Origin of the sequence: Yinghuangia seranimata (assembly GCF_029953285.1) — a bacterium.
Lineage (GTDB): Bacteria > Actinomycetota > Actinomycetes > Streptomycetales > Streptomycetaceae > Yinghuangia > Yinghuangia seranimata.
On record NZ_JASAOI010000070.1, the window covers coordinates 1 to 26,038 of the forward strand.

A 26,038-nucleotide genomic window follows, 5' to 3' on the forward strand; every position below is an offset into this window, starting at 1 on the left:
GGTCAACACATACGAAGGAGCCGCGCTCCGTCGGAGGAATAGTCCGACCAGCGCATGCGTCCTTGCTGTGACCCCCGGCCGCTGACATGGCCGGAGGATTTTGTACCAAAGGAATCCCTACGAACACTGCTGTGAACCGGCCCATGATGGCCGATCCTCCGAGTGAACGCCGGGGTTGTTATTTGGCGTTGACTTTTGGCACGCTGTTGAGTTCTCAAGGAACGGACGCTTCCTTTGAGACCCTTTCACCGGCCTCTCCGGGCGTTTCGCTTCTTTTGTGTTTCGTTTTGTTTCTTTTCTTTCTGCGCTTCCAGCTTAGCACACCGTTTCCGGTCTGTTTCGCTTTCCGCTTTCGCCTTCCGAGCGGCCTTTCGGCTTTTCTTCCGGCCCCCTCAGCTTAGCACACCGTTTCCGGTCTGTTTCGCTTTCGGATTTGCCTCCGGAATCCGCCTTGCGGCCTTTTCTTTCGGCGTCCCAGACTTTAGCGGATCGCATTTCGTTTCACCTAATCGGCGATCCGAACCGCTGCCGCGTCCATCCGGGTGGATCCAGGCGCACGTAGAAGCGCGTACGAAGCGCAGAGAGCGCGTCGTACCTCGTTCGTTGTACTGCGGATCCCCGCCCGCGGGACCAGCCAGCACGCGCCTCAGGCACGCGCTGTCTCAGGTCTCCCTGCTGAGCGGTGGGATGACTGTACCCAGCCATTCACCTGGGAGCAAATCGAGGTTTGCTTCGGCGCGTCGCCGGCTCGGCGGATCAGGACATGTCCGTTTCAGCGGGCGGATCGCGAGCAGCGACCCTTCATGAGGACCTACCGAAGCGCACGGTCTCACCGGGTCCACGCCGACCCGGTCGCCGCGGTGATCCGCATCGCCACCGTCGTGGTGGTCGGGATCATCGTGCTGCACATCCTTCTGGTGCTGCTCGAGGCGAACCCGGGCAACAGCCTCGTCTCCACCCTGACCGACTGGGCCGACGGGCTCACGGGGTGGGCACGGGATCTGTTCACGCCGGACAACCCGAAGGCGCGAGTCTTCGTCAACGAGGGTCTGGCGGCCGTCGTCTATGCCGTTCTCGGCGGAGCGGTGGCGCGTGCGGTGGCGCGGATCTGACCGCACGGCCGCGTTGGTCCCATGATGGTGTCGTTATATGACGCCGACCGGAGGACCTCAATGCCGCTGCTCACGCCCGAGTCGCTCGGCGACCTGCTGGCCGAGTACGACTTCGACAACGGCTGCGTCACCAGGGTGAGCATCGAGGACCCGTTCACCCCGGGGGGTGCGGCCGCGCGGATCGTCGTGGACGCGCGCGACCGTGAGCACGGGTGGCCGTGGACGCCGATCGAGTTCCGGCTGTCCGGACTGCGCGACTACCGCCTCGAGCACGGCAAGGGCTTCTCCGGGATGCTCTATTTCGACCCCGTGGTGTCGCGGTTCCCGGACGCGACGCACGGCGACCTGCTCTACCTGGACTTCGACCCCGTCGACGGGCCCGGGCAGTACGAGCCGGTGGACGCCGTGGACATCGTCGGCCGGTCGCAGTGCTTCTTCGCGGCCGAGCACATCGAGTGGATCGTGCTGCAGGTCGAGGACAGCCCGCGGCTCGCGGGCGGCGCCGCTACAGAGGAGTAGGCGCCACAGAGGAGCAGGCGCGACCCCGACGAGCACGCCCCTATCCCCTCTCTATGACCGCGCCATGATCGGCAGATAACGCTACGGTCACAAACCTAGTCAGCCATTGGTATTGCGCCCTACGGTCATCCGGAACCCGAGCGTCCGCGCCGACCCCCGTCCCGTGTCCGGCTGCCAGAACGCTCCCCGTGACTCCGGACTGGGCCTGCCATGAAGCTGAAGAACCGTTACTTCGCCGTTCCCGCCGTGCTCGGCGCGGGCGCCCTGGTGTTCTCCCTGACGGGGGCCGCCGACGCCGCGCAGCCGCAGGCGTCCGCTCCCTCTACCGCCGGCTCCTCCATCGCCGGGATGAAGATCCTGCTGAGCAACGACGACTCCATGCAGATGGCCCGCCCCGACGGCTCGGACGGGCGCGGCCTGTACGAGGTCCGCCGCGCGCTGTGCGCGGCCGGCGCCGACGTCGTCGTCATGGCGCCGTGGCAGTTCATGAGCGGTGCCGGCACCAGCGCGACCGGTGGCGGCGCCCTCACGGTCTCCCAGCGGACCGTGCTCCCCGCGGGCTTCGAGAACGACTGCGCGGGCGCGCCCAGCAAGGGCGTCGTCTTCGGTGTCTGCAAGGGCGCCGCCCCGTGCACGCCCACCACGCCGAGTGCGACCCCGGCCGACACCGTGCGGCTCGGCGTCCGCGGCGGCCTGGCCGCCAAGGTCGGCTGGACGAACGGCCCCGACCTGGTGGTAACCGGCGCCAACTCGGGCCCGAACGTCGCGTCCGTGACCAACGACTCCGGCACCCTCGGCGCCGCGATCGCCGGCATCGACAACGGCAAGCCGGCCATCGCGCTGAGCGCCGGCTTCGACATGGCGGCCTTCAAGGTCACCGAGAAGACATACCGTGCGTTCGCGGACTTCCTGCCCGGCTTCGTCGGCGACCTGAAGAAGCGCAACCTGCTCACCGACAAGTACGTGACCAGCGTCAACTACCCGAACGCGGTCGACGGCGTGACGCCCAAGCCCGTGTGGACCGAGATCGGCACCGAGACGGTCGTCGCCACCAAGTACACGCTCACCGGCGACACCTTCACGATCGGCATGGGCGACTGCGCGGCCCCCGGCACCTTCTGCCGCCCGGAGGAGAAGCGCAACGCCGACTGGACCGCGCTCAACAACGGCAACATCACCGTCGCCGCGGTGACCAGCGACCGCACCTACACGGGTCTCGCCGACAAGCGCCTCGAGGTGTTCGTCCGCACCGGCTTCTGACCGGGCCGGACTCGGGTCGTTCCCCGGGCGGGGGTGCTTGCCGCGCCCCCGCCCGGCGGCTTGCCGATACTTGGTCATATGGCGGAGAAGCAGCGGCGGACGCGCGGACAGCGGGAGGCGGTCACCGCCGAGGTCGACTCCGGTTCGGCCGAGCTCACACCGGACCCCGACCGGCCGCGCGCGTGGACGCTGTCGCTCGACGGCGCGCCTCAGTCGCACGTCGACCTGGACGATCCGCGCTGGCTCGAGTTCGAGTACATCCGCCGCCTCGGCCACATCGCCGACCTGTGCGCACCGCCCGGACAGCCGCTCCAGGCGTTCCACCTCGGCGGCGGCGCGATGACCCTGCCCCGCTACATCGCGGCGACCCGGCCGCGGTCCCGGCAGCAGGTGGTCGAGATCGACGCCCGGCTGATCGCTTTCGTACGCGAGCAGCTGCCGTTCGACAAGAACGCGCACATCAGGGTTCGTAACGGGGACGCGCGCATCGTCGCGGCCAAGGCCCCCGACGCGTTCTTCGACCTCGTCGTCGTCGACGCGTACGGCGGCTCGCAGATCCCCGCGCACCTCACCTCCGTCGAATTCGTCGTCGACGTCGCGCGCACGCTGCGCCCCGAAGGCATCTACGCCGCGAACCTCGCCGACGGCGGGCGACTGGAGTTCGTCCGCTCCCAGATCGCCACCATCGGCACGGTCTTCCCGCACCTCCTGCTGATCAGCGACCCCGCCGTCCTGCGCGGACGCCGCTTCGGCAACGTGATCGTGGCGGCCTCGCGGCGTGAGCTCCCCGTCCGCGAACTGTCCCGCCGCACCGCCTCCGACCCGTTCCCCGGCCGCGTCGAGGAAGGCACCGAACTCGACGACTTCACCGGCGGCGCCCCGGTCGTCCAGGACGCGACCGCCGAACGCTCCCCGAAGCCGCCACCGCAGGTCTTCGAGAAGCGCTGACATCCGGCCATACTGCGGCGCGTGGACGAGAAGATCACATGCACCCTGTGCGGCGAGGACCGGCTGCGCCGCTACCGCGTCCCCGGGCTGCCCGAGGTGTTCTGGATGTGCCCCGAATGCGAGTCGCTCTGGCGCGAGGGCGCCGACCCGCGGGCGTCGACGGAGGCGTACCTGAGCGTCTACCTGGAGTCCCGCGGTCTCGACCCGGCGCGAGTACGCCCGGAGCCGGTGGACGCGGACGCGTCCACCGGCTCCGATTAGCGGTGCGTCAGTAGTAGTACGGCGTGGTCCGCTGCGTCTGCGGGCTCCACAGGATGTAGCCGTGCTGGAAGTCCTGGCGCTGTTGGCCGTCGGCGGTGCGGTACTCCTCGCTCGTCGGGTAGCCGAGTCGACCGCGTTCCGCGTCGAGCGCGACCCACTGGCTGAACATCCCGCCGCGGATGACCTGGCAGCCGGTCGCCGGGGACCAGTAGACCGAGCCGCGCTGGAAGACGGAGTAGCGGCCTACGCCGCCCGCCGTGGCGAGTTCGTCCGTCGTCGGGTAGCCGAGGAGACCGGTCTCGGCGCCGGCGGCCAGCCACCGGGCGCGGATACCGCGGTTCACGACGTGCGTGCCGGTCGACGGGCTCCAGTAGACCGACTCGTCGCCTTGGAAGTGGTTGTACCGGCCGACACCGTCGGCGCTGCCGAGCTCGTCGGTCGTCGGATAGCCCATCGGCCCGCGCTCCCAGCCGTATTCGGCCCACTTGTCGCGGATGCCGCCGTGGATCTCGTGCGCGCCGGTCGACGGACTCCAGAAGATCGAGCCGCGCTGGAAGTGGATGTAGCGCCCGACGCCGTCGGTGGACGGGATGGCGTCCATCATGGGGTAGCCGAGGAAGCCGTGCTCCGCCCCGTACTCGGTCCACTTGGCGGCCATCGTGTTTTCGACGTACCACGCGTCGGTATTCGGGGACCAGTAGATGTAGCCGTTGGTGAACTGGATGAAGCGGCCGACGCCGTCAGCTGTGGGACGCTCCTCGAAGAGCGGGACGCCGGGACCGTCGACGCCGCCCGCCGACTCCCACTTGTATTCGATGCGACCCCAGAGCATGAGCATCGGCGCGCCCGATTCGGTGCTCTGGTAGATCAGCGTGCCGCGCTGGAAGCTCTGGTAGGCCGGGATCCCTGGACGGGGCGAGGGAACGGTGCTGCCCTGTGGGTAGCCGAGCGTGCCGTTCTCGCTCCCGAGTTGGCGATACTTCTCAAGGAAGTCGCCCCTAATGGCGCCGGCCCAAACGCTCCACGAGTACGCGGTCCTGTTCTCGAACTCCTGCATGCTCAGCGCGCCGGTGCTGGCGGGCGGTTGGGCATTGGCCAACGGCCTTCCCCAGGACCCGAGTTCGGCGCCGGCGGCACGGTACTCGATATAAATGGCTTGGGTGATGCTCCACGGCCCCCACGCGGGCGCCCAGAAGACGGTGTCCTTCTCGAACTTCTGCTGAATCACGTTCGCGTCGCCGCTGGGGGCCTGGTCGGCTACCGGGTACCCGAACGGGGGCTCCGCGCCGAAGCCTTGACTGCCCCAGCTGCGGAAGGCGCCGAGCAGCAGACGAGCACCGGTGCGCGGCGACCAGATGATGTCCCCGGAGGCGAAGTGGCCGACCATGCCGCTTCGCAGCGTCTCGTACGAGTAGGTGGGGCTCCCGAGGGTCTGTTTCGTCGCCGGGTCGGCGTACCTGGCATCGATCGCGGCGCGTCCCGGCTCAGCGGTGGCCTGTCCCAGCACCTTGCCGTCGGCGTCGAGGGCTTCCGCGACGAAGGCGTTCTGCACCGACGTCGCCGGGAGAGCGATCTCTGTTTCGAAGCCGGAGCGGGCGACGGTCTTGAGGACCGTCATGTGCCGGTCGTCCGGGCCGGACCGGATCCGCCACGAGGCAACCCCCTGGCGGCCGTTCCAGCTGACGAACGCCTTCGTGGTCGTCGGGTCGGCGAAGTCGAACCCGACGTACGGGTTGCTGTCCGCGACGCTCAACGGGATACCGCCGCGAGTCGTCTCGTACTTGGCCGCGGTGGGCGCGTTGCCCGTGAACACCAATGCGCCGGACGCGTTGTACTCCGCGACGCGGCCGTTGTAGGAAAGCAGGCTGCCGCCGCCGGGAAGCACCTGGTGACGGGCGGCCAGCGGCTGGGCGGGGTCGACCGTGCCGCTCGGCTGAAGCTTCCGCTCGTACGTGGCCTTGCCGTTCGCGACGTCGATCGTCGCCACCACACCGCGCACGTGGTCGCCGGACCGGTCGACGAAGTACAGCTTCCCGTCCGCACCGATGCGGGCGTCCTCGGGCAGGGTGGGGCCGGTCTCGCCGTCCGGCGGCGCGATGGTGGCGGACTTGCTGCCGAAGGACCACGTGAGCGTCCGCGAGGCCATGTCGACGTGGTAGATGCCCGAGGTACCGCGTGCGGTGATGACGAAGCCCCGGCCGTCAGGGTCGTAGTTCAGCGAGGCGACGTCCAGGTAGTCGAACGGGTCGTCGCCGTTGCGGGTGCGCAGCGTGTCCTTGACCGGGATCGGCTTCGTGGAGTCGCCAGCCGTGGCACTGCTCCACCGGAAGGTCTCGGTGTTGGTCCTTCCGTTGATCTCCTGCGCGGTGGTCATGACCACCGGCTGGTAGAGGCCGTCGATCTTGGTCGTGGTGCCCCACTTGTCGGTCAACAGGAGCTTCTCGCCCGTGGAGTCCGTGGTCATCCGCGGGTGCACCTCCCAGCCGCCGAGCGGACGGTGGCTCCCGGTGGTGTCGGATGTGATGTCCCAGATGTTCCTCGACCAGAAAGCGATCGCGTTCTCGCCGAGGTACTGCAGCGCCTGCGGCGCTTCGACGCCGTCGGGCTGGTTCCGGCCGATCCACACGGGCTCACCGGTGTTGTCGTACATGACCGGGCGGGTCTCGATGGTGCCGCTCGGCTGGAACGCCGTGAACAGGACTCCGGGCGCGGTCGATGTGCCGGTGGTCGTGGCCTTGAACCTCGGGAGCCAGGGCTGGCTGCGATAGAAGGGCGAGTCCGGGGCCGCGGTCGAGGCGGCCGCGGGGGTCGCCGCGGAAGCGGTCGCCGGTGTCGCACCGGGTGCGGCGTCGGCCGGGCCGCTCAGGGCCGTCAGGCCGACGGTCATTGAAGTGACGGCGCACAGCGTCGCCGCGGCGCGTCTGAAGAGCGTCAAGTGTGAATCCCCCAACAGATCGACCGCGGCATAGGTCACGCGGGACCGTGATCGTATAGGGGGCGGATCTCCCATGAAAAGGGAAAGAGACCCTTTCCGGTCGGTCAACCACCGACCGGTTGTCGGCAGTTGACGGAACGTCACGTTCAGTGGCTGCGGCGGTCTTCGACCTTGCCTCGGAGGAGGCCCACCACGGTCAGCAGGATCAGGGTCGCCAGGAGGAGGGTCAGGGTTACCGCTGAGCCGAGGAGGACTTTGCCTCGGTCGGTGAGGGTGAAGACGGAGACGGGGAGGGTTCGCCAGTCGGCGGGGTAGACCATGATCGTGGCGCCGACTTCACCCATGGAGAGGGCGAGGGCGAGGCTCGCGGCGGCGGAGAGGGACGGCAGCAGCATCGGGAGTCGGACGCGGAACAGGACTCGGAGCGGGCTCGCGCCGAGGCTGGCGGCGACGTCGGCGAAGGCCTGGTCGGTGCGGTCGAGGCCGGCGGAGACGGTGGCGTAGGCGAAGGCGACGACCAGGACGGCGTGGGCCGCGATCACGATCCACTTGGTGCCGTTGAGCAGCAGGGGGCCGTCGCTGAAGGCGACGAGCATGCCGAGGCCGACGACGACGGACGGCACGGCGACCGGTAGGTGGAGGACCGCGTCGGCGATGCGGCGTACCGGGCGCGGGGCGTTGCGTGCGGCGATGGCGGTCCAGGTGCCGACGACGAGGGCGATGCCGGCGGCGAGCAGCGCGGTCTGGATGCTGACGACGACGCTGTCGAGGTTGGTGCCGTCGGTGGCGTCGCGGAAGTGCTCGGTGGTCCAGGTGGAGGGCAGGACGCCGTTCCAGTCGCCGGCGAAGGCGGCGATGACGAGCATCGCGAGCGGGCCGAGGACCACGGGGGTGAAGACGAGGGCGAACAGCGCCCAGACGAACGCGCGTCCGCTACGCGACCACACCAGCACGTGCTGCTCCTGTCCTTGAGAAGACGAACCGGTAGAGGCCGTAGAGGGCGAGGGAGAGCGCGACCTCGACGACGGCGACGACGCAGGCTCCGGGGTAGTCGAACGTCACCGCGCCCTTGGCGTGCACGAGCATCGGGAGGGTCGTGACGTCCTTCGCGCCGATGAACAGCACGATGCCGAACTCGTTGAGGGTGAGCAGCAGGGTGAGGCTGCCGCCCGCGGCGAGTGCGGGTACGGCCTCGGGGAGCAGGATGCGTGTGACCACCCGCCACGGTCCGGCGCCGAGGCTGGCCGCGACCTGGAGGCGGTCGCGCGGGACGAGCGCGAAGGCCGCGAGGAGGGGCCGCATCACGAACGGGGTGTAGAAGGTGACTTCGGCGAAGATCACGCACCACGGCGAGTAGAGGAAGCCGACTAGCGGTTGTCCGGCGCCGAGTTCGTCGGCCATCGCGTTGACGACGCCCGCGGTTCCGTAGAGGAAGGTGAAGGCGAGCGCGATGAGGAAGGACGGGAACGCCAGGATCGTGTCGACCAGGCGGGAGACCAGCCGGGCGCCGGGGAACGGCACGAACGCCAGGACGACGGCGAGGAAGAAGCCGAGGACGAGGCAGCCGGCGGTGGACAGCACGGCGATCTTGACGGTGTGCCACAGCGCGTCCGTGAACTGCGGCGAGTCGACGGTCTCGCGCCACACGCCCAGGCCGACGGTGCCGTCCTTGGCGATGAAGGACTGCTTGACGACGAGGGCGAGAGGATAGAGGAAGAAGCCCCCGACGAGCAGCAGCGGCGGGAGTATCCACAGGCTGTTGACGAACTTTTGGGCGTGCGGCCGCCCGGGCTTCGGGGCTGTGGACGGCGGATCGGGGTTCGGAGCCGGAGCGGCTACGGTGGCTGTCGCGGTCATCGCTGCGTTCCTGTCGGGACCAGGACGCAGGGGTCCGCGGGCAGCCGAATGCCGACCGGCTGTCCGAGGGCGGGTACCCCGTCCATCGTCGCGACGTCGCACCGCACTTCGACTCCCGAGGGCTCGTCGAGGAGGCAGGTGAGCCGGTACGTCGCGCCCCGCCACTGGGAGCCGGTCAGGGTGGCGGGCAGGGTGCCGTCGGCACCCGCGGCCTCGATGCCGAGCGTGTGCGGGCGCGCGACGAGCATCGCGGTCTCGCCTGCCCGGAAGGCGCGCGCCGGGTCGGCCGGGACGGTCAGCGCGCCCACGCGGGCCTGCGCGTCGCCGGCGCCGTCCGCGCAGTCCCGCACGACCTGCGCCGGGATGAGGTTCGCGGCGCCGAGGAAGGCCGCCGTGAACTCGCTGGGCGGCCGCCGGTAGAGGCGGTCGGTCGCGTCGAGGTCGACCAGGCGCGCGTCGCGCATGACCGCGATGCGGTCGGCGAGGGCCAGCGCCTCGGTCTGGTCGTGGGTGACGTACATGATGGCGACGTCCGGCAGGTCGGCCCGGAGCCGCTGGAGTTCGCCGAGCAGGTCGGCGCGCAACGCGGCGTCGAGCGCGGACAGCGGTTCGTCGAGCAGCAGGACGGGCGGCCGGATCGCGAGTGCGCGGGCGATGGCGACGCGCTGCTGCTGGCCGCCGGACAGTTCGCGCGGGTAGCGGCGCGCGTAGCCGGCCATGCCGACCATCTCGAGCGCCTCCGCGACCCGCCTGGCGGTCTCGGCGCGCGGGACGCGGCGGGCGCGCAGGCCGAACGCGACGTTGTCCGCGACCCGCATGTGCGGGAAAAGCGCGTAGTTCTGCACGACGACGCCGATGCCGCGCTTGTTGGGCGCCTCGTGGGTGACGTCGCGGCCGGTGAGCCGGACGCGTCCGGCGGTCGGGCGGAGGAAGCCCGCGACCGCCTTCAGGACGGTGGACTTGCCGGATCCGGACGGGCCGAGCAGGGCGACCGTCTCGCCGCGCGCGACCTGGAGGTCGAACGCTTCGAGGGCGGTGACCTGGCCGTACCTGACGGTCAGGCCCGTGATGTCGATGGCGGGCGGGGTGGTGGGCGTGGGGCCCGCCGGAACGCCGGCGCCGGTGCCCGCCGCGGTCTCGGCTGCGCCCGCGATGTGCGGGGCGTCCTCGACAGAGGCGGCGGGTCGCGGCGGCGCGGCTGCCGAAGCGGGTTTGGTGGCGCCGGCGTTCATGGCGGTGACCTCCGGGGTGGCTCAGCCGGTCAGCGGCCGACGGCCTTGTTGTAGGCGGCGATGTCGGCGTCGAAGTCCTTGACGACCTGGTTCCAGTCCGGCGTGTAGACCTCGACGCCCTGGAGCAGCGCGGCGACGTCGGCGGCGTTGGCGTCGGTGGGCTTGACGTCCTCGCGGGACGGCAGGCCGCGGGCGTCCGGGCTGAGCGCGGACTGCGACTCGGTGGACAGCAGGAAGTCGAGGAGCTTCTGCGCGGCGTCGGCGTGCGGCGCGCCCTTGACGACGCCGGCGTAGTACGGCAGCGCGACGGTGGACTTCTTGCCGGTGTCGTCGGCGGGGATCCACACCTTGAAGTTGGACTTGTCGGCGGCGATCGAGCCGAGGTTCATCTGGATGTCGCCGTTGGCGACGCTCAGTTCGCCCTTGCTGGTCTTGGGCTGGAGCTTGCCGGTCGACGAGGACGGGCCGACGTTGTTCTTCTCCAGCTGCTTGAGGTACTCAAGCGCGCCGTCCTTGCCGTAGACGTGCTGGAGCTCGAGCAGCACGGCGGTGCCGTCGCCGGCCTGGCCGGGGGTGGAGTACTGGAGGCGCTTGTTGAAGCGGTCGTCCAGAAGGTCCTTGAAGGACGTCGGCGCGGGCTTGGCCTGGTCCGGGTTGTAGATCCAGGACAGGTAGTTGTTGCTGATCGCGGTGTACATGCCCGCGGTGTCGCGGCCGGCCGCGGGGACCTTGTCGGCGCACGCGGGGGTGTACTTCGCGAGCATGTCCGCGGCGGCGGCGCGCTGGATGAACGGCGGGAGCGTGACGGCCAGGTCGGCCTGGACGTTCGACTTCTCCTTCTCCATGCGGGTGACGACCTCGCCGGAGCCGGACTCGACCATCTGGACCTTGATGCCGGTCTGCTTCTCGAACTCGGCGAAGCGCTTGGTGTACCAGTCGCCGAGGCCGTCGACCGAGTAAACGGTCACGGTCTTGGAGTTCGCGGCGCCGGTGAAGCCCTTCTCCGCGCACGCGGGCGCGTTGCCGGCGGGGGCGGCGGACTGCGGCTTGGCGCCGGAGTCGGAGGACGACGAGGAGCCGGTGCCGCCGCAGGCGGAGGCGGTGAGCGCCACCGCGCCGGCTATGGCGGCCGTGCCGAGAAACCTTCGCATCACAGTGTCCTTCGGGAGGGAGGTGCGTACGGGGTTTGGTGCAGGGGTGTCGCGGGTGTCGCGGGGTGTCGCGTACGGGGAAGTGCGGCGGTCAGGTGGTGCGGCCGAGGAGCACGGCGGGCAGGTCGCGCACCGACTCCAGGACGTGGGTGGCACCGGCCTGTTCGAGGACGGTGCGGGAGTGCGCGCCGGTCAGCACGCCGGCCGCGACGGAGGCTCCCGCGCGCAGGCCGCACAGCACGTCGTACGCGGTGTCGCCGGCGGTGGCGACGGCGCGCACGTCGTCGATGCCGAGCCGCAGGACGGCGGTCAGCACCAGGTCGGGGTACGGCCGGCCGCGGCCGTTCTCGGTGTCGGCCGGGCACAACGCGAGGTCGGCGGCGTCCTGCCAGCCGAGGGCGTCGAGGATCGCGGCCTGGGTGGCGTGGCCGAAGCCGGTGGTGAGGGCGACCTTGACGCCGGCGTCGCGGAGTTCGGCGATCGCGTCCGCGGCGCCGGGGATCGGCGCGCACGCCCCGCCGTCGACGAGTTCTCCGTAGGCGGCCTCGAACGCGGTGTTGGCGGCCTGGGCGCGGGCCTCGTCGGCGTCGAGCAGCGCGCGGAACACGCTGATCTTGCTCTCGCCCATGGTGTCGTGGACGTACGCGAGCATGCCGGGGAAGGCGGGGGCGTCGGGCTCGACGCCGACGGCGCCGATCGCGCGGGTGAACGCCTCGACGACCAGGCCGTCGTCGGCGACCGTCGTACCGGCCATGTCCAGGACGACGAGGTGCGGCTGCGTCATGGTGGTCTCCGAGGGGTGCGGGGGGTGGGGCAGAGGGCGGGTGCGGGGTCAGAACCCGGCGCGTTCGGCGGTGAGTTCGGCGATCGCCGGGGAGCAGGTCATGCCGCGGCCGCCGGGGCCGGTGACCAGCCAGGTGGCGGGGGCGACCTCGTTGCGGTGGACGATGGCGTCGCCGTCCGCGGTGGTCTGCGCGTACACGCCCGCCCATCGGCGGCGGATCGGCGGCAGCGGGCGGCCGAGGAGGCGTTCGGCGACCTCGACCAGGTGGTCGTAGGGCTCGCTGACGACGTCGAACGCGAAGGGCTCGGCGTACTCGTGGGTGTCGCCGATGGTGAGGGAGCCGTCGAGGCGCTGCACCATGAGCAGCTGCATCTTGTGCGCGGCGGGGACCGCGGCCTGGGGGTGCGCGGCGGTGAGCGCGTCGAGCTCGGGGCCGGCGTAGGCCGGGTAGTAGCGGAAGCTGTCGCCGTCGGCGACCGCCGTGGTGAGCGGCTCGTCCAGCGGGTCGGTCTGCATCATCTGCAGGCGCACGCGCCGTACGGGAGCGGCCGGTTCGAGCTCGCGGACCAGGCCGGTGAGGTTCGCGCCAGGGCACAGGACGACGAGGTCGCCGTCGTGCCGGTCGCCGTGGTCGTCGCGTACGCCGGTGCCGTCGGGCAGCAGGTCGCGGACCTCGCGGCCGGGCAGCCACGTGTAGCGGTCGCTCGCGGCGAGCTTGGCGCGGAGCGCGGGCAGGGCGACGCGCGACTCGACGGCGCCGTCGCGTTCGCACCACAGCGCGGCTTCGAACGTGCCGAGCAGCGCGGGGTTCAGGGCGCGGGCCTCGGTGGAGGTGAGCAGTTTGAGGCCGCGTTCGACGGCGTCGGGCAGTGTGAGGGCGGCCTCGGCGACGGCGAGTTCCTCGGCGTTGCGGCACAGTGTGAGCGAGCCGGCCGGGCGGAACCCGACGCCGGGGACGTCGGCGCCGATGCGCTCCCACAGTTCGCGGGCGCGCAGCGCGGTGCGCAGTTCCTCGCCGCCGGCGCGGCCGCCGACCCACACGAGGCCGAAGTTGCGGACGGAGGCGCCGCGCGCTTCGAGTTCGCGCTCGAGGTGCACGACCGTGTGGCCGCGCTCGACGGCCTGCCAGGCGTGCATGGTGCCGAGCACGCCTCCCCCGACCACGACGATTCGCACGTTCCGCCTCCTGGCGACCTCGGTGGGCCGGGGCGCGGTGCCCCGGCCGGACGGGGACCAGAGTGCGCGCGGCCAGTGCCGGGAAGGCGGAGCGTGCGTGTCGTCCGCATGAACAGGCCGTTAAGGTCCGGACCTGTTACTTCTCCGTTATAAAGACGCGGGGAGCATGTGATGGCGGACGACTCGACACGTGTCAGGGCGCCGCGCGCAGGCGCGTCGCGAAGCCGATGCGGTCACCGCGGAAGAGCTGGCGGACCCGTTCGATCGGCACCCCGTCGGGGTCGAACGACGTGCGCATGGTCAGCAGCATCGGAAGCGCCGGGTTGGTGCCCAGCAGCAACGCCTCGCGTGGCGCGGCCAGCACGGTCTCGACGGTCTCGTCGGCCTCCGCGAACACCACGCCCATGTCGTCCTGGAGGCAGCGGTACAGCGACTCCTCGGGACGGAGCACCTCGAGAATGGAGGGGAAGCGGTCGAGCGGCAGGTAGGTGCTCTCCAGCCCTATCGGCTCGTCGTCGGCCAGCAGCACACGCTCCAGGTGCACGGTCAGGTCGCCGGGGCGGATGCCGAGGCGCTCCGCCAGGTCCGGCCGCGCGACGTGGTGTTCGACGGTCACGACGCGGCGGCCCGGCGTCATGCCCATCGACCGGACGGACTCGGTGTAGCTGGCCAGACTCAGCGGCTGGACCAGCTTGGGAGGGGCGACGTACGTGCCGCGGCCGCGCGCCGAGCGCAGCCGGCCCTCCATGACCAGCTCTGCGATCGCGGAGCGGAGCGTGCTGCGGGCGACGCCGTAGTCGGCGGCGAGTTCGCGCTCGGGCGGCAGCACGGCGTCCTCGCCGAGCTCGTCCATGAGCGTGAGCAGACGCATCTTGACGGCGTAGGACTTGGGGACGCGGCCGTGCTCGGGGATGCCGTCGCGGTACGGGCGGGCGGTCGAGTCGGGCTCCGCCGCGGAGACGGACGGGGCGATGGCGTGCGCGGCGGGACCGGGGGACGGTTGGTCGGCGGGCATGGCCCGAGCCTAGGCGTTACCGGGGGTTCGGACGCGCATCGGCGTCGTCGCGCGCGGGGGCCGGATAGGTGCGGCCCTTCCACGCGGCCCCGCGGCCGCGCGCGTGCTGGATCGCCGAGTCCACCGTCATGCCGAGGTAGAGGGACGCAGCGAAGGGCAGCAACAGCGCCTCGTAGAACGGGCGTCCGTAGTAGCGGATCATCGGGACGTACGTGACGGTCATCAGCAGCCATGTCGCCCCGCCCGCCGCGACGAGCAGCCAGTCGCCCGCCACGGCACCCGTCACCAGCGCCACGGGCGCGGCCAGGTAGACGAGCGCGAGACCGAACACGGTGCCGGCCAACAGCAGCCAGGAGTGCCGCAGTTGCGCGAAGGCACTGCGGGAGACCATGCGCCACAGGTCGGCCAGCCGGGGGTACGGGCGGACGCTGTCGACGTGGAACGGCCCCGCGCCGGGCGCCTCGTGGGCCCCGCTCATCGTGGGCGAGTCGGCGAGCACCAGGCGGATCCGGCCGCCGCTGCGCTTGACCGCGGTGCCGAGCGTGACGTCGTCGATGACCGCGTCGCGGATCGCCTCGATGCCGCCCGCGCGGGCGAGGGCTTCGCGGCCGACGAGGACGCAGCCGCCCGCCGCGGCGGCCGTCCGGGCGCGCGGGTTGTTGACGCGCGCGAACGGAAACAGCTTCGCGAAGAAGTAGACGAACGCCGGGACGATCACCCGCTCCCAGCCGGTCTCGACGCGCAGCCGCGCCATGACGGAGACGAAGTCCAGGGCGGGAGCGACGGCGTCTCGGTCGGCAGCGTCACGGCTGGCCGACGCGTGCCGCCCGGTGAGGCCACCCGGGACGACGGCGGAGGGGGCCGAGCGGTCGGGCTCGGCCAGGGGGTCCGCGGCGTGCGGGTCAGCCGGGGCAAGCCGGTCCGCGGCGTGCGGGTCGGAAGAGGTGAGCCGTCCCGCAGCGTGCGGGTCGGCAGAGGCGGGCCCGCCCACGCGGCCTCGGTCGTGGGTGCGACGGGAGACCGGCCCGTACACCGCTTCGTCGACCAGCCTTGTCAGCGAGTCGGGGGCGTGGGCGATGTCGGCGTCGGTGAACAGGAGGAAGTCGGGCGCACCGGCCGCGGGTGCCTCGTCGCCCTGCGCCGTGCCGCCGGTCGCGACCTCGACGCCGTGGCGCAGCGCCCACAGTTTTCCGGTCCAGCCGGGTGGCGGCGGGCCGGGCGTGGTCACGGTGAGCGGCAGCCGGGCCTCGGGGGCGGTGCCGAACGTCTTCGCGAGGTCGCCGGTTCCGTCGGTGCTGCCGTCGTCGACCAGGATCACGCGGGCCGGGCCGGCGTAGTCCTGCGCGAGGAGCGTCGGCAGGGCGCTGCCGATGACGTCGGCCTCGTCGCGCGCCGGGACGACGACCGCGACGGAAGGCGCGCGCGCCGGGTCGAGCGGCGGCCGGACGGTTCCGCGCGGCGCGAGGCGCTGCCCGGTCAGCCAGAAGCGGCCGTGTGCGAGCGCGAGGTAGAGCCAGGCGGCGCCGGACAGCAGCGTGATCCACAGGAGGACGTCCACGTCGAAAGACTGTCAGGCACGGGCCCGGTTGGTCCGGAAACGGCCGGGGGAATATTCGTCGCGCCACGTTGTCACACACCGGCAACCCGCTCCGTCAGTGCTGTGTCCGAGCAACACCGCCGAGCACGGCGGGTCAGATCTCCAGCAGCGCTAAGGGGCACACCGTGAAGATCCAGAAGAAGATCGCCGTCGTCGGAGCCACCGGCCGGCTGGGCACGCACGTCGCCGACATCCTCGGCGCCGGCGGCCACGACGTGGTCGCGATCTCCCGCTCGGCGGGCGTCGACATCATCAGCGGCGAGGGCCTCGAGGCGGCCCTCACGGACGTCGACATCATCATCGACGCGTCGTCGACGCCCTCGCCCGACCAGGCCGAGGCCACCGAGTGGTTCCTCGCCTCCGCCCGCAACCTGCACGCGGCGGGCGCGAAGGCCGGCGTCGCGCGCATGGTCGTGGTGTCGATCATCGGCATCGACGGCTCGCTCGCCGGCTACAACGCGGCCAAGGTCGCGCACGAGGAGGCGGCACTGGCCGGCCCGGTGCCGACGCGGATCGTCCGGGCGGCACAGTTCCACGAGTTCGTCGCGCAGATGCTCGCGTGGGGCACGCAGGGCGACGTCGCGTACGTTCCGGAGATGCGCACGCAGTTGGTCGCGGCCCGCGCCGTCGCCCAGGTGCTGGTGGACGTCGCGCTGGCCGAGTCGTGGGACGACGTGCCGGCCGGGGCGCCGTTCGCCGAGGTCGCCGGACCGCGGGAGGAGACGCTCGCGGGCGCCGCCGAGGCGATCGTCGCCAAGCGCGGCGACGCGCTGAAGGTGGTCGCCGTCAAGGACGCGGCGATGAACCCGGACGCCGAGCAGTTCGCCGACGGCGGCCTGCTCCCCAACGCGCACGCGACCCTCGCGGGGCCGACGTTCGCCGAGTGGCTGGCGACCGCCGAGGTCTGATCCCTCGGCCGCCGGACACCGCTCGGGCCGCACGCGCACCACGCGCGTGCGGCCTTACGAGCGCGCCCGGGTCGCGGTCGACGGCTCAGGCGGAGAGCGCCGCGTCGACCAACGCGTCCGCCGCCTTGTGCGCGTTGTGCGCGGGTGCGGGGCCCGGACGCAGGGCCGCGACGGCGATCGCACCCTCGACCAGGAGCATCAGCTGGTCGGCCAGGTCCTCGGCGCGTGCGGGCGGGGCGCCCGCGTCCCGGACCAGGTCGTCGACCAGACCGCCGAGCAGGGCGCGCAGGGCGGCCTTGTGGCGGCGCACGATGGCGAGCACCGGCGCGTCGGCGTAGCCGAGTTCGCCGAAGGCGTTGACGAACGCGCAGCCGCGGAAGCCCGGTTCGGAGAACCACGCGGCCAGCCAGTCGAAGGCGGCGGCGAGCCGGGCCCGGGGGTCGGCCGGCGCGGCGTCGACGTGCGCGGTCAGCGACGCCGTCCACCGCACGTCCCGGCGGTCGAGGTAGGCGGCGACCAGGTCCGCCTTCGCGGGGTACAGCCGGTACAGCCGCTTGAGCGGGACGCCGGACTCGGCGCGGATCCGGTCCATGCCGACGGCCTGCACGCCCTCGGCGTAGAACAGCCGCTCGGCGGCGTCGAGGAGCCGGGTCGACGCGAGGTCGTCTTCCATGGGACGCGATTCCCCTTGCGCTAGAGAACGATCGTTCTCTACGGTAGCGGACATGCCGGAGAACGATCGTTCTCCACGCGCACCGCGTCGCGAGAACGAGCGTTCTCGCAACCCGCCACCGAGGAGCCCGCCGTGCCCGACGCCCCCGCCGTCCGCCCGCCCGTCCCGCCGTTCACCGAGGAGACCGCCCGCGCCAAGGTCCAGGCCGCGGAGGACGCCTGGAACACCCGTGACCCGGAGCGCGTCGCGCTCGCCTACACCGAGGACTCGGTGTGGCGGAACCGCGACCGGTTCCTGACCGGCCGCGACGAGATCCGCGCGTTCCTGGCCGACAAGTGGGAGCGCGAGCTCGACTACCGGCTGCGCAAGGAGCTGTGGTCGTACACCGGCAACCGGATCTCGGTGCGCTTCGAGTACGAGTGGCACGACGCGGCCGGCCAGTGGTGGCGCAGCCACGGCAACGAGCAGTGGGAGTTCGACGACAACGGCCTGATGCGGCGCCGCGAGGCCAGCATCAACGACGTCCCGATCGCCGAGGCCGACCGCCGGCTGCACGCCTGACCCCGCCGGATCGCCACCGCGCCGCCGGTTCCGCGCGGGGCGTCCGGGCGCCGACGACGTCCCCGGAGGCGCCCCGCAGGGCCCGGCGGGTGATCCCCGGACACGCCACGGCGTGGGAGCGGCGTGGCGGCACTCCGGAGCGTGACCATTTGCTGACTGGCCGGAGGGGTCGGCTTGACCATCCTTTGGGTTGGAGCCGACCTCTTGGGCCACTTGGCCCCATGGCGCCCTCGCTCGTTCAGGTGATTTGCGTGGTTATCACGCAAATGGCCTCAAGGCGGTGCGGCATCTGGCCGAAAAGTCCCCTGCGGGGGATCTGGAACGGCCGCGCGTGGCCACGGGCCACCGGGCCAGAAGGGCGGTGCCCCATGGGTGAAACCACGTCCAAGTCGTGGGGGCAGGGTTATCCGGTCGGAACACGCGTCCGGGTGCAGGTCGGCCTGAGCGCGGGTGAGCTCGGCGAGGTCGCCGACGTGTACGGCGACGCGCATCGGCCGCCGATCGCGCCCTACAAGTGGTACGGCGTCCGACTGCCGAACGGACTCCGCCCGCTGTACCGGCACGACGAACTGAAGCCCGTGCACTGACCGGCGCGCCCGGACCCGGCGTGTCGAGCCCCCACGAAGGGCGCGCGCCGGGTCCCGGACGGAACACCGGCCGGGCCGCGGCCCCGGGGCGACCGCCCGGGGGCCAGGGCCCGGCCGATCCGTTTCACGAGGGCGGTCCGTTCACGAAGACAGTCGGGTCACGTACCGGCCGCGCCGCCGGTCACGGCCCCGGCGCGGTCAGCATCCCCACCACGACGCGCACCAGGTCGGCCCGGAACGCCTCGCCCTCCACCGGCCGCGGCCGGCCCGCGCCGACGTGCCGGGCGCGGTCGGCGAACGCGGCGCCGACCAGCATCACCATCAGCTCGACGCGTTCGTTCGCGATCGGGTCCGGCAGGTGGGTGAGCCGGGCCGCGATGTGCGTGAAGGTGTCCCACAGCGCCCCGCCGGCCAGCGCCTCGTGCGCGTGCCCGTCCCGGAAGCCGGTCTCGTGGGCGAGCTGGCTCACGATCCGCAGGCAGTGCCGACCGCTGTCGTGCGCGAGCTCGGACGCCTCGGCCTCGACGTAGGCGGTGACCAGGGCTGTGAGGTCCGTCGCCCCGGAGGCCTCGAGGCCCGCCGTGAGCGCCTCCTCGACGCGCTCCTGGTGCCTCGCGATGATCACCTTAAGCAGGCCGTCGCGTGACCCGAAGTGGTAGTGCAGCGCCGACGAGTTCGCCTGTCCGGCGCGCTCGGTGATGTCGCGGGTGCGGGCGCCGTCGACGCCCTGCTCGGCGAAGAGCTCCTCCGCCGCGCGCAGCAGCGCCTGACGCGTCCCGTCCGCGGTACCCCTTGTCGTCACGCCCACGACCCGATACTAATCGACTCCATTAGTTAATCGCCTCGATTAGCCAGGATGGGGATGAGGCCCGTGCTCAGGCTCGGCATGATGGCACCGTTCGCCGACGGATTGATCACTTCCGGCGGATTTCTCCGCGACTTCGCCGGAACACTCGAGGAGTGCGGCGTCGAGTCCGTGTGGACCGTGGAGCACGTGGTGATCGCGGAGGACTACGAACCGCTCTACCCGTACTCGGAGTCGGGGCGCACCCCCAGCGGCGGCACCCACGTCCCGATGCCCGACCCGCTGGAGACCATCGCCTTCCTCGCCGGCGCGTCCCGCACCCTGCGGTTCGGCACGGCCATGGTCGTCGCGCCGCTGCACAGCCCCGTGGTGCTGGCCAAGCGCGCGGCGACGATCGACCGGCACTCGGACGGGCGGTTCATGCTCGGGCTCGGCATCGGCTGGCAGAAGGAGGAGTACGCGGCGGTCGGCGCGTCGTACTCCGACCGCGGCCGCCGCCTGGAGGAGTGCGTCGGGGCGATGCGGGCGCTGTGGAGCGAGGCGCCGGCGTCGTACGCGGGCAGGCACGTCGCGTTCGAGCGCCTGAACTCCCTTCCGCGGCCGGCCTCCGGCGCGGTCCCCGTCGTGCTCGGCGGCAACAGCGACCCGGCGGTGAGGCGGGCGGGCCGGATCGGCGACGGCTGGTTCCCGTACACGATCACCCCGGAGGACTTCGCGACCCAGGCCGCGCTGCTGCGCACGGCGGCGGCCGAGGCCGGGCGCGGCGAGGACGCCGTGGAGATCACCGCCTGGCCGGGCAGCTGCGACCCGGCGCGCGAGAACGACCCCGCGTGGGTGCGGGGCTTCGTCGCGAACGGCGCGACCCGGCTGGTCGTCGCGCCGAAGCTGCGCGGCGACGACGGAGTCCTCGGCCCGCGCGGGCTCGACGCGCTCAAGGACCAGGTCGCCCGTTACCGCGACACCGTGCTGGAGAAGCTGTGACGGCGGCAGCGCCCGTACGGGTGCAGGACACCGTCGTGCTCGCGCACGGCGAGGTCGCGGCGTGGGAGGCGGACTTCCGGACGCGCTACGTGCCGGGCGCGGAACGGCGCGGGCTCACGCTGGCGGAGGTGTGGCACGAGCACGTGGGCACCGCCGACGTCGCCGTCCACATCCTGTGGACGCTGCCGTCGATCGGCGCGTTCTACGGGATGCGCGCCGCGGCGGGCGCGGACCCGGAGGTCGCCCGGTTCTGGGCCGACACCGACGCGGTGGCGGTCCGGCGGGAGCGCCACATCGCGCACGTCCAGCCCATTGACGCACAGGAGGCCTCCGCATGACCCGCTGGACGGCACTCGCCGGTCCCGACACCCCGGTCCCGCCAGGCGCCGTCGGCGGCCCGGACCTCCCCGGCAGCGTCGGCGGCACGGGCGCGACGTGGGACGCGACCGGCGACGAGCCGCCCACGGGCGCGACCGAGGCGCTGGCACTGACTCCCGTGCGGTCCCAGGCCGTTCCGCTCGACGGGCGGCGTGTGAAGCGCACCCTGCTCCTTACGGTCCGCGAGGGCACCCCTGCGGAGGTCGTCGAACGCTTCGAGGCCGACCTGACCGCGATGCCCGAGCACATCACCTCGATCCGCGGCTGGGCGCTGAGCCGCGTCGACCAGGCGCGGACGCCGTCGGTGTGGACGCACGTGTGGGAACAGGAGTTCGCGGACGTGGAGGGGCTCACCGGCGAGTACCTGATGCACCCCTACCACTGGACGTACGTGGACCGCTGGTTCGACGGCGAGCAGCCTGGCTCGATCGTGGAGCCGCGGCTGGCCCACGTGTTCCGGTGGGCGGACGGGCCCGTGCTCAGCTGAAGACCGGCAGCGCGTGGACGTGCGCCCGGCCCGCCGGGAGCGCGTCCACGGCCAGGCCGCCCAGGTGTTCGTGATGGGTGAACAGCACCACCTGCACCTGGTCGGCCATCGCGTCGAGCACCCGCAGCAGGGCCCGGGTGCGGCCGTCGTCGAAGGTCATCGCGATGTCGTCGAGGATCAGCGGCATCGCGCGGTCGGCGGCGGCGTAGCGCTCCAGAGTGGCCAGCCGCAGCGCGAGGTACAGCTGGTCGCGGGTGCCCTCGCTCATCGCCTCGACGCCCACCGCGTCGTCGTGTTCCGCGGCGCCGGCGCGCCGGGCCTTCAGGACGTGGGCGCCCTTCTTGGCCTCGGTCTCCGTCACTAGGTGGGTGAACCGGCCCTCGGTCAGGGTGGCGAAGAGTTCCTGGGCGCGCATCAGGACTGGGTCCTGGTTCTCCTTGCGGTAGTCCTCGATGCAGCGGCGCAGGATCTCGCGGGCCAGTTCGAGGCGCACGTACTGCTCGACGTCCTCGGCGAGTTCGGCGATCTGGGCGGACGCCGCCTCCTGGGCCTGCCCGGCGCGGGCGGAGTCGTCGATGGCGGCGAGGACCTGGCGCACCCGGCCCAGTTCGGTGGCCTGGGCGTCGTAAGCCGCCTGCGCGTGCTCGACGTCGACGTCCAATTGGGTCATTTCCGCGGTGAGTTCACCGACGGTCCAGCCTTCGGCGAGGGCGACCAGCTCGGGTACGGACATGCCGCCGTCGCGCAGCAGCCTTTCCGTGTCGGCGAGTTCGGCGTCGGCGTCGTGCAGCAGGACGGTACGGTCGACGGCTTCGCGCAGCGCGGCCGCGTCGGCGACGCCCGCGGTAGCGATGAGTGCGGCGAGGTCGTCCTCGGCGGCCCGGACCACGGCCTCGCCGTTGTCGATGCGGCGGCGGAGCCGGTCGGCCTGAGCCAGGTGCAGGTCGCGGGCGTCGCGGGTGGCGCGGGCCGCGCCGAGTGCCGTGTGGTGGTCGGCGAGTTGGGCGAACCGCCCGGCCCCGGCCGCGGTTTCGGCGTCCCAGGCGGCGAGGAGCCCGGTCAGCCGGGTGTCGAACTCGGCGACGGTGGCGCCCGCGGTGTCGCGGCGGCGGGCGAGGTCGGCGCCGACGGCGGCTTCGCGGGCGACCTCGGCGAGGGTGCCGACCGCGTGCGCGAGCGTGTCGGGGTCGCGGTCTTCGAGGCCGAGGCCGCGCACGACGTCGGACCAGCGGGTCTCCCACGACGCGCGGGCGGCCTCGGCGCGGTCGAGGTCGGCGCGCGCCTCGTCGAGTTCGGCCTCGGCCGAGCGTTCGGCCTCGGCGGCCTGCTCGCGTTCCCGGAGCGCGGCCTCGACGGCGGTGATGCGCAGGTCGGCGAGGCCGGTGAGTTCGCGCAGCGCGGTGGCGGCGGTGGCGTCGCCGGAGCGGTCGAGTTCGGCGCGGAAGCGGTCGACGAGCGCGCGTTCCCGGTCCCGCAGGTCGTCGAGGGCGATGCGCTCGGCCTCGGCGTCGGCGGCGAGCAGGGCGAGTTCGGCGGCACCGTCGACGAGCCGGGCCGCCGCGGCGGGTTCGGGCGGGCTCGGCCACGGTGCCGCGGCCCACAGGTCGGCCCAGCGTGCGGCCAGGGCCTCGGAGCGGGTGTCGAGCGCCGCCTGGTCGCGGGCGAAGCCGTCGAGGCGGGCCCGGTCGCGTTCGACGTCGACCTCGAGGCGGACGCGCCGCACGGACTCGCTCGCCTGCCGCCGGATCCGGTCGGCGAGGTCGTCGGCGTGCGCGACGGCCCGTTCGTAGGCGGCGGCGTCGGAGGGGGACGCGGCGGCGGGCGCCGCGCGCAGGGCCGCCCAGCGGGCGTCGCGGTCGGCGCGGGCCGTGCGCAGTTCGCCGTCGGTCGGCGGCGCGTCGCCGGACAGCAGGGCCGCGAGGTCGCGTTCGGCGGCGTCGAGCCGGTCGGCGGTCTCCTGGCGGCGGGCCGCGAGCGCATCGGTGTCGGAGCGCAACGCGTCGAGGGCGGCACGGTGTTCGTCGACCTGGTCGCGGGCGGGCACGGCCAGGCGTGTGAGGTCGGCGTCCGGCACGGTGTCGAGGTCGTGCCGCGCGCGGGCGGCCTGGATCTTCCCGGCGAGTTCGGCGACGCGGCGGTCGGCGCGGGCCAGGTCGGCAGCGAGACCTTCGGGCACGGACTTCAGCAGGGCGCGGAGGGCTTCCGCGTCGCCCGCCGACGGCGCGCCGGCGAGCCGGGTACGGGCCGCGTCGAGTCGGCCCTCGCGCTTCGCCCGTTGCTCCCGGGCTCCGGCCAACGCGGTTTCGCAGGCGGTCAGTTCCTGGCGCAGCGCGGCGATGCGGTCCTCGGTGCCCGCGGGCAGCTCGTACGCCTCGGGCGCGTCGATCGAGGCGCCGGGCCGCACCGACTCCAGCAGGTCGCGCGATCGCTGCCGGCTCGCCCACAGCTCCTCGTCGGCGTCACGCATCCGCTGTTCGGCGTCGCGCACCGCGCTGACCTCGGCGTACAGGGCCTCGATGAGGTCGGCGTGCGCGAGGTGCCCGGGGTCGGCGACGAGCGCGGCGAGTTCGGCCTCGGCCTCGGCGAGGGCGGCGCGATCGTGACCGGTGTCCTCGTGGGCCTTGCGGGAGCGGGCGGTGACGCGGTCGAGTTCGGCGACGACGTCGGCGGTGACGACCGGCCCCGAGCCGGCGACGGACGCGTGCCTGGCGAGCAGTTCGGCGCGCCGCACCAGCTGCGGCAGCGCCTGGCGGAGCGCCGCGAGCCGGGCCTGGCGGGCGCGGACGTCGCGCAGGTCGCGGGCGAGCCGCTCGTGCTCCTCCTCCGCCCTGGCGACCGCCTTCTCGGCGACCGCGAAGTCGCGCGGGTCGAGCTCGGATCCCTTGACCTCGCGGCGCAGTTCGCCGACGCGGGCGAGACCGGCGTTGATCTTGGGCTTGCGGCCGTTGCGCAGCCACAGTTCGCCGGACCGCTTGATCAGCTCGTCCTGCACCTCGGCGAGCCGGCTGCTGGACCGGGACTCGAAGAGCGCGCGCCCGACGTCGCCCTTGCCGTCGAGCAGGTCCTTTCCGCCGGCCCGCAGTTCGTCGTGGTCGAGGGCGAACACCCGGTGGAACTCGTCGGATCCGACGCCCGCGAGGACGCGCGTCAGCTCCGCCTCGGCGAGCGGCGTGCCGTCCGGCGCGCACAGCGAGTTCTTGCGGCGCTTGTGCCGGACGATCTCGGTGCCGGCGCCGCGCGCGTCGCGCAGCAGTCCGGCGAGCCGCAGTTCGGACAGCGCGTGGACGAAGCCGTACGGGCTGCGCTCGTGGATGCCGTACAGGAGCTGCCCGACGGCGTGCCGAGCGGTCGACTTGCCGGCCTCGTTGCGTCCGGCGACCACGTGCACGCCGGGTGCCGACAGGTCGAGCGTGCGGTCGGTGAAGCAGCCGAACGCGGCCAGGTCGAGCCGGTCGATCCTCACGCGGCACCTTCCTCGCCCGGTGTGCCGGGGCGGTTCGCGATTCCGGCCGGGTCGCCGCCGACCAGCGCGGTCAGCAGGTCGACGGCGTCGTCGAAGATCCGGGCGCGCCACTCCTCGTCGTCGACGCGGACGTCCTCGGCGTCGACGACCGCGCCGACGCCGCGCAGCCCGGGCAGCCCGCGGACGAGCCCCTCGAGCACCGCCGGGTCGGCGCCGACCGCGGACGCCGTGGCGCGCAGGTCGCCGACGAGCGCGCTGAGCGTGCCGCCGTCCTCGTGCACGGCGTGCGTGGTGGCGGCGCGCACCTTCTCGATCCACAGGCCGTCGAGTTCGCCCGCCGCGCCGCGGAGTTCGTTCTCGACGCGCTCGCGGTCGCGCCACAGCGCCTCGTGCGCGTCCGAGGGCCCGGTGAAGCTGACCCGCAGCGCGAGCGGCCGCCCGTCGGCGTCGCGTACGGCGGCGCGCATGGCCTCCTCGGCGAGGCCCAGCGCGGACTCCACGTCGGCGGCGCGGGAGGCGTCGATCTCGGCGTGGCCCCAGCGCACGACGTCGAGGTCGCGGTGCTCGACGGTCAGCCGGGGTCCGTCGGCGGTGATGAGGGTGGCGCCCTTGGGGCCGGTCTCGCGCGCGTGGCGGCCCTGGAGGTTGCCGGGGAAGACGATCCACGGGTCTCCGCGGCGGACCTCCTGCCGCGCGTGGATGTGGCCGAGCGCCCAGTAGTCGTAGCCGCGGGCGGTCAGGTCCTCGACGCGGCACGGCGCGTAGGTCTTGTGCCCTTCGGCGCCTTCGAGCGCGGTGTGCAGCAGCCCGATGTTGAGGTGGCCGTCCAGCGCCTTGGGGTAGGCGGCGGCCAGGTTGTCGGTGATGTCGCGCTCGGCGAAGCCCTGCCCGTGCACCGCGAGGCCGAGGTCGTCGTAGACGACGCTCTCGGGCTTGGCGGTCGAGAACCGGTGGACGTTGTCCGGCAGCCGCAGTTCGCGGGTGATCTTGCTCTGCGCGTCGTGGTTGCCCGCGACCATGCACACCTTGACGCCGGCTTCGCGCAGCCGCTGCATCTGGGCGGTGAAGAACAGCCCGGTGCGGTAGTCCTTCCAGTCGCCGTCGTACACGTCGCCCGCGAGCAGCACCGCGTCGACCGCCTCGTCGAGCGCGAGGTCGACGAGGTTGTGCAGCGCGCCGCGGACGGCGCTGCGGAACTCCTGCTCGGGTGCCCCGGGATAGCGCGACAGCCCGCGGAGCGGGCTGTCGATGTGCAGGTCGGCAGCGTGCAACAGCTTCATCCGGCCGCTGACCCTCCATCCGGGCGGTTGATCGGCAGATCACTCAGGATATGCCGTCGCTCGCCCGG

General features: G+C 72.5%; 24 protein-coding genes. 11 read left to right on the plus strand and 13 right to left on the minus strand.

Going from position 1 to position 26,038, the window contains the following annotated elements; genetic code table 11:
• Positions 1-803: 803 nt before the first annotated feature.
• The 5 genes from QI554_RS38045 to QI554_RS38065 all read left to right on the plus strand — a co-directional run bounded on the left by QI554_RS38045 (position 804) and on the right by QI554_RS38065 (position 4,100).
• The gene (locus tag QI554_RS38045) at positions 804-1,112 is read left to right on the plus strand and encodes a hypothetical protein (RefSeq protein WP_281477085.1); all 309 of its coding nucleotides are present in this window, start codon (positions 804-806) and stop codon (positions 1,110-1,112) included.
• A gap of 60 nt (positions 1,113-1,172) precedes the next feature.
• The gene (locus tag QI554_RS38050) at positions 1,173-1,631 is read left to right on the plus strand and encodes a hypothetical protein (protein WP_281477086.1); all 459 of its coding nucleotides are present in this window, start codon (positions 1,173-1,175) and stop codon (positions 1,629-1,631) included.
• A 210-nt stretch (positions 1,632-1,841) separates the two neighbouring features.
• A complete protein-coding gene (locus QI554_RS38055) occupies positions 1,842-2,891 on the plus strand; it encodes a 5'/3'-nucleotidase SurE (RefSeq protein ID WP_281477088.1) in 1,050 nt (349 codons plus the stop codon).
• Between the two features lie 78 nt (positions 2,892-2,969).
• On the plus strand, positions 2,970-3,839 hold the full coding sequence (locus QI554_RS38060) for a spermidine synthase (protein WP_281477090.1): 870 nt from the start codon (positions 2,970-2,972) through the stop codon (positions 3,837-3,839).
• 21 nt (positions 3,840-3,860) lie between these two features.
• Positions 3,861-4,100, plus strand: coding sequence for a hypothetical protein (locus QI554_RS38065; RefSeq protein WP_281477092.1), 240 nt, complete (start codon positions 3,861-3,863; stop codon positions 4,098-4,100).
• Positions 4,101-4,107: 7 nt separating this feature from the next.
• On the opposite strand, the gene QI554_RS38070 is transcribed toward QI554_RS38065, so the two are convergent.
• The 9 genes from QI554_RS38070 to QI554_RS38110 all read right to left on the minus strand — a co-directional run bounded on the left by QI554_RS38070 (position 4,108) and on the right by QI554_RS38110 (position 15,808).
• Positions 4,108-6,987 carry a hypothetical protein gene (locus QI554_RS38070; RefSeq protein WP_281477094.1) on the minus strand — a complete coding sequence of 960 codons (2,880 nt, stop codon included), beginning with the start codon at positions 6,985-6,987 and terminating at the stop codon, positions 4,108-4,110.
• A gap of 194 nt (positions 6,988-7,181) precedes the next feature.
• Complete coding sequence (locus QI554_RS38075; RefSeq protein ID WP_281477095.1) at positions 7,182-7,988, minus strand: ABC transporter permease; 807 nt, start codon at positions 7,986-7,988, stop codon at positions 7,182-7,184.
• Positions 7,969-8,892, minus strand: coding sequence for a 2-aminoethylphosphonate ABC transporter permease subunit (locus QI554_RS38080; RefSeq protein WP_281477096.1), 924 nt, complete (start codon positions 8,890-8,892; stop codon positions 7,969-7,971). The genes QI554_RS38075 and QI554_RS38080 overlap by 20 nt, the downstream gene beginning before the upstream one ends.
• Positions 8,889-10,124: an ABC transporter ATP-binding protein gene (locus tag QI554_RS38085; protein WP_281477098.1), complete on the minus strand. Its 1,236-nt coding sequence runs from the start codon at positions 10,122-10,124 to the stop codon at positions 8,889-8,891. Before QI554_RS38085 ends, QI554_RS38080 begins: the two co-directional genes overlap by 4 nt.
• A gap of 29 nt (positions 10,125-10,153) precedes the next feature.
• A complete protein-coding gene (locus tag QI554_RS38090) occupies positions 10,154-11,275 on the minus strand; it encodes a 2-aminoethylphosphonate ABC transporter substrate-binding protein (RefSeq protein WP_281477100.1) in 1,122 nt (373 codons plus the stop codon).
• Between the two features lie 91 nt (positions 11,276-11,366).
• Complete coding sequence (locus QI554_RS38095; protein WP_281477102.1) at positions 11,367-12,059, minus strand: phosphonatase-like hydrolase; 693 nt, start codon at positions 12,057-12,059, stop codon at positions 11,367-11,369.
• A gap of 48 nt (positions 12,060-12,107) precedes the next feature.
• Positions 12,108-13,235 carry a TIGR03364 family FAD-dependent oxidoreductase gene (locus tag QI554_RS38100; protein WP_281477103.1) on the minus strand — a complete coding sequence of 376 codons (1,128 nt, stop codon included), beginning with the start codon at positions 13,233-13,235 and terminating at the stop codon, positions 12,108-12,110.
• Between the two features lie 193 nt (positions 13,236-13,428).
• Positions 13,429-14,106 carry a GntR family transcriptional regulator gene (locus QI554_RS38105; RefSeq protein ID WP_281477138.1) on the minus strand — a complete coding sequence of 226 codons (678 nt, stop codon included), beginning with the start codon at positions 14,104-14,106 and terminating at the stop codon, positions 13,429-13,431.
• A 160-nt stretch (positions 14,107-14,266) separates the two neighbouring features.
• Positions 14,267-15,808: a glycosyltransferase gene (locus tag QI554_RS38110; protein WP_281477105.1), complete on the minus strand. Its 1,542-nt coding sequence runs from the start codon at positions 15,806-15,808 to the stop codon at positions 14,267-14,269.
• A gap of 164 nt (positions 15,809-15,972) precedes the next feature.
• Here QI554_RS38110 and QI554_RS38115 point away from each other — a divergent pair, with 164 nt between their 5' ends.
• Positions 15,973-16,755 carry an SDR family oxidoreductase gene (locus tag QI554_RS38115; protein ID WP_281477106.1) on the plus strand — a complete coding sequence of 261 codons (783 nt, stop codon included), beginning with the start codon at positions 15,973-15,975 and terminating at the stop codon, positions 16,753-16,755.
• Between the two features lie 85 nt (positions 16,756-16,840).
• Here QI554_RS38115 and QI554_RS38120 read toward each other — a convergent pair whose 3' ends face one another.
• Entirely contained in the window at positions 16,841-17,428 is a 588-nt protein-coding gene (locus QI554_RS38120) for a TetR/AcrR family transcriptional regulator (protein ID WP_281477107.1), read from the minus strand.
• 132 nt (positions 17,429-17,560) lie between these two features.
• Here QI554_RS38120 and QI554_RS38125 point away from each other — a divergent pair, with 132 nt between their 5' ends.
• Positions 17,561-17,989, plus strand: coding sequence for a nuclear transport factor 2 family protein (locus QI554_RS38125; protein WP_281477110.1), 429 nt, complete (start codon positions 17,561-17,563; stop codon positions 17,987-17,989).
• Between the two features lie 368 nt (positions 17,990-18,357).
• Entirely contained in the window at positions 18,358-18,576 is a 219-nt protein-coding gene (locus tag QI554_RS38130) for a hypothetical protein (protein WP_281477112.1), read from the plus strand.
• Positions 18,577-18,757: 181 nt separating this feature from the next.
• Here QI554_RS38130 and QI554_RS38135 read toward each other — a convergent pair whose 3' ends face one another.
• Entirely contained in the window at positions 18,758-19,384 is a 627-nt protein-coding gene (locus QI554_RS38135; RefSeq protein WP_281477114.1) for a TetR/AcrR family transcriptional regulator, read from the minus strand.
• Positions 19,385-19,432: 48 nt separating this feature from the next.
• Here QI554_RS38135 and QI554_RS38140 point away from each other — a divergent pair, with 48 nt between their 5' ends.
• From QI554_RS38140 to QI554_RS38150, 3 genes are read left to right on the plus strand one after another with little or no spacing between them, the layout of a single operon-like run.
• On the plus strand, positions 19,433-20,362 hold the full coding sequence (locus QI554_RS38140; RefSeq protein WP_281477115.1) for an LLM class F420-dependent oxidoreductase: 930 nt from the start codon (positions 19,433-19,435) through the stop codon (positions 20,360-20,362).
• Entirely contained in the window at positions 20,359-20,700 is a 342-nt protein-coding gene (locus QI554_RS38145; protein ID WP_281477117.1) for an NIPSNAP family protein, read from the plus strand. The genes QI554_RS38140 and QI554_RS38145 overlap by 4 nt, the downstream gene beginning before the upstream one ends.
• Positions 20,697-21,227: a Dabb family protein gene (locus QI554_RS38150; protein WP_281477120.1), complete on the plus strand. Its 531-nt coding sequence runs from the start codon at positions 20,697-20,699 to the stop codon at positions 21,225-21,227. Before QI554_RS38145 ends, QI554_RS38150 begins: the two co-directional genes overlap by 4 nt.
• Here the strand turns inward: QI554_RS38150 and QI554_RS38155 are convergent.
• Both QI554_RS38155 and QI554_RS38160 read right to left on the minus strand, forming a co-directional pair.
• On the minus strand, positions 21,220-24,690 hold the full coding sequence (locus QI554_RS38155; RefSeq protein ID WP_281477122.1) for an ATP-binding protein: 3,471 nt from the start codon (positions 24,688-24,690) through the stop codon (positions 21,220-21,222). The genes QI554_RS38150 and QI554_RS38155 overlap by 8 nt on opposite strands.
• A complete protein-coding gene (locus QI554_RS38160) occupies positions 24,687-25,970 on the minus strand; it encodes a metallophosphoesterase family protein (protein WP_281477124.1) in 1,284 nt (427 codons plus the stop codon). The genes QI554_RS38155 and QI554_RS38160 overlap by 4 nt, the downstream gene beginning before the upstream one ends.
• Positions 25,971-26,038: the final 68 nt, after the last annotated feature.

Excerpts from the sequence above, each read along its gene's own strand:
- QI554_RS38045 (WP_281477085.1), top strand. The coding sequence starts at position 804 with ATGAGGACCTACCGAAGCGCACGGTCTCACCGGGTCCACGCCGACCCG.
- QI554_RS38050 (WP_281477086.1), top strand. The coding sequence starts at position 1,173 with ATGCCGCTGCTCACGCCCGAGTCGCTCGGCGACCTGCTGGCCGAGTAC.
- QI554_RS38055 (WP_281477088.1), top strand. The coding sequence starts at position 1,842 with ATGAAGCTGAAGAACCGTTACTTCGCCGTTCCCGCCGTGCTCGGCGCG.
- QI554_RS38060 (WP_281477090.1), top strand. The coding sequence starts at position 2,970 with ATGGCGGAGAAGCAGCGGCGGACGCGCGGACAGCGGGAGGCGGTCACC.
- QI554_RS38070 (WP_281477094.1), bottom strand. The coding sequence starts at position 6,987 with ATGACCGTCGGCCTGACGGCCCTGAGCGGCCCGGCCGACGCCGCACCC.
- QI554_RS38080 (WP_281477096.1), bottom strand. The coding sequence starts at position 8,892 with ATGACCGCGACAGCCACCGTAGCCGCTCCGGCTCCGAACCCCGATCCG.
- QI554_RS38085 (WP_281477098.1), bottom strand. The coding sequence starts at position 10,124 with ATGAACGCCGGCGCCACCAAACCCGCTTCGGCAGCCGCGCCGCCGCGA.
- QI554_RS38090 (WP_281477100.1), bottom strand. The coding sequence starts at position 11,275 with ATGCGAAGGTTTCTCGGCACGGCCGCCATAGCCGGCGCGGTGGCGCTC.
- QI554_RS38095 (WP_281477102.1), bottom strand. The coding sequence starts at position 12,059 with ATGACGCAGCCGCACCTCGTCGTCCTGGACATGGCCGGTACGACGGTC.
- QI554_RS38105 (WP_281477138.1), bottom strand. The coding sequence starts at position 14,106 with ATGCGTCTGCTCACGCTCATGGACGAGCTCGGCGAGGACGCCGTGCTG.
- QI554_RS38120 (WP_281477107.1), bottom strand. The coding sequence starts at position 17,428 with ATGGAAGACGACCTCGCGTCGACCCGGCTCCTCGACGCCGCCGAGCGG.
- QI554_RS38130 (WP_281477112.1), top strand. The coding sequence starts at position 18,358 with ATGGGTGAAACCACGTCCAAGTCGTGGGGGCAGGGTTATCCGGTCGGA.
- QI554_RS38140 (WP_281477115.1), top strand. The coding sequence starts at position 19,433 with ATGGGGATGAGGCCCGTGCTCAGGCTCGGCATGATGGCACCGTTCGCC.
- QI554_RS38150 (WP_281477120.1), top strand. The coding sequence starts at position 20,697 with ATGACCCGCTGGACGGCACTCGCCGGTCCCGACACCCCGGTCCCGCCA.
- QI554_RS38160 (WP_281477124.1), bottom strand. The coding sequence starts at position 25,970 with ATGAAGCTGTTGCACGCTGCCGACCTGCACATCGACAGCCCGCTCCGC.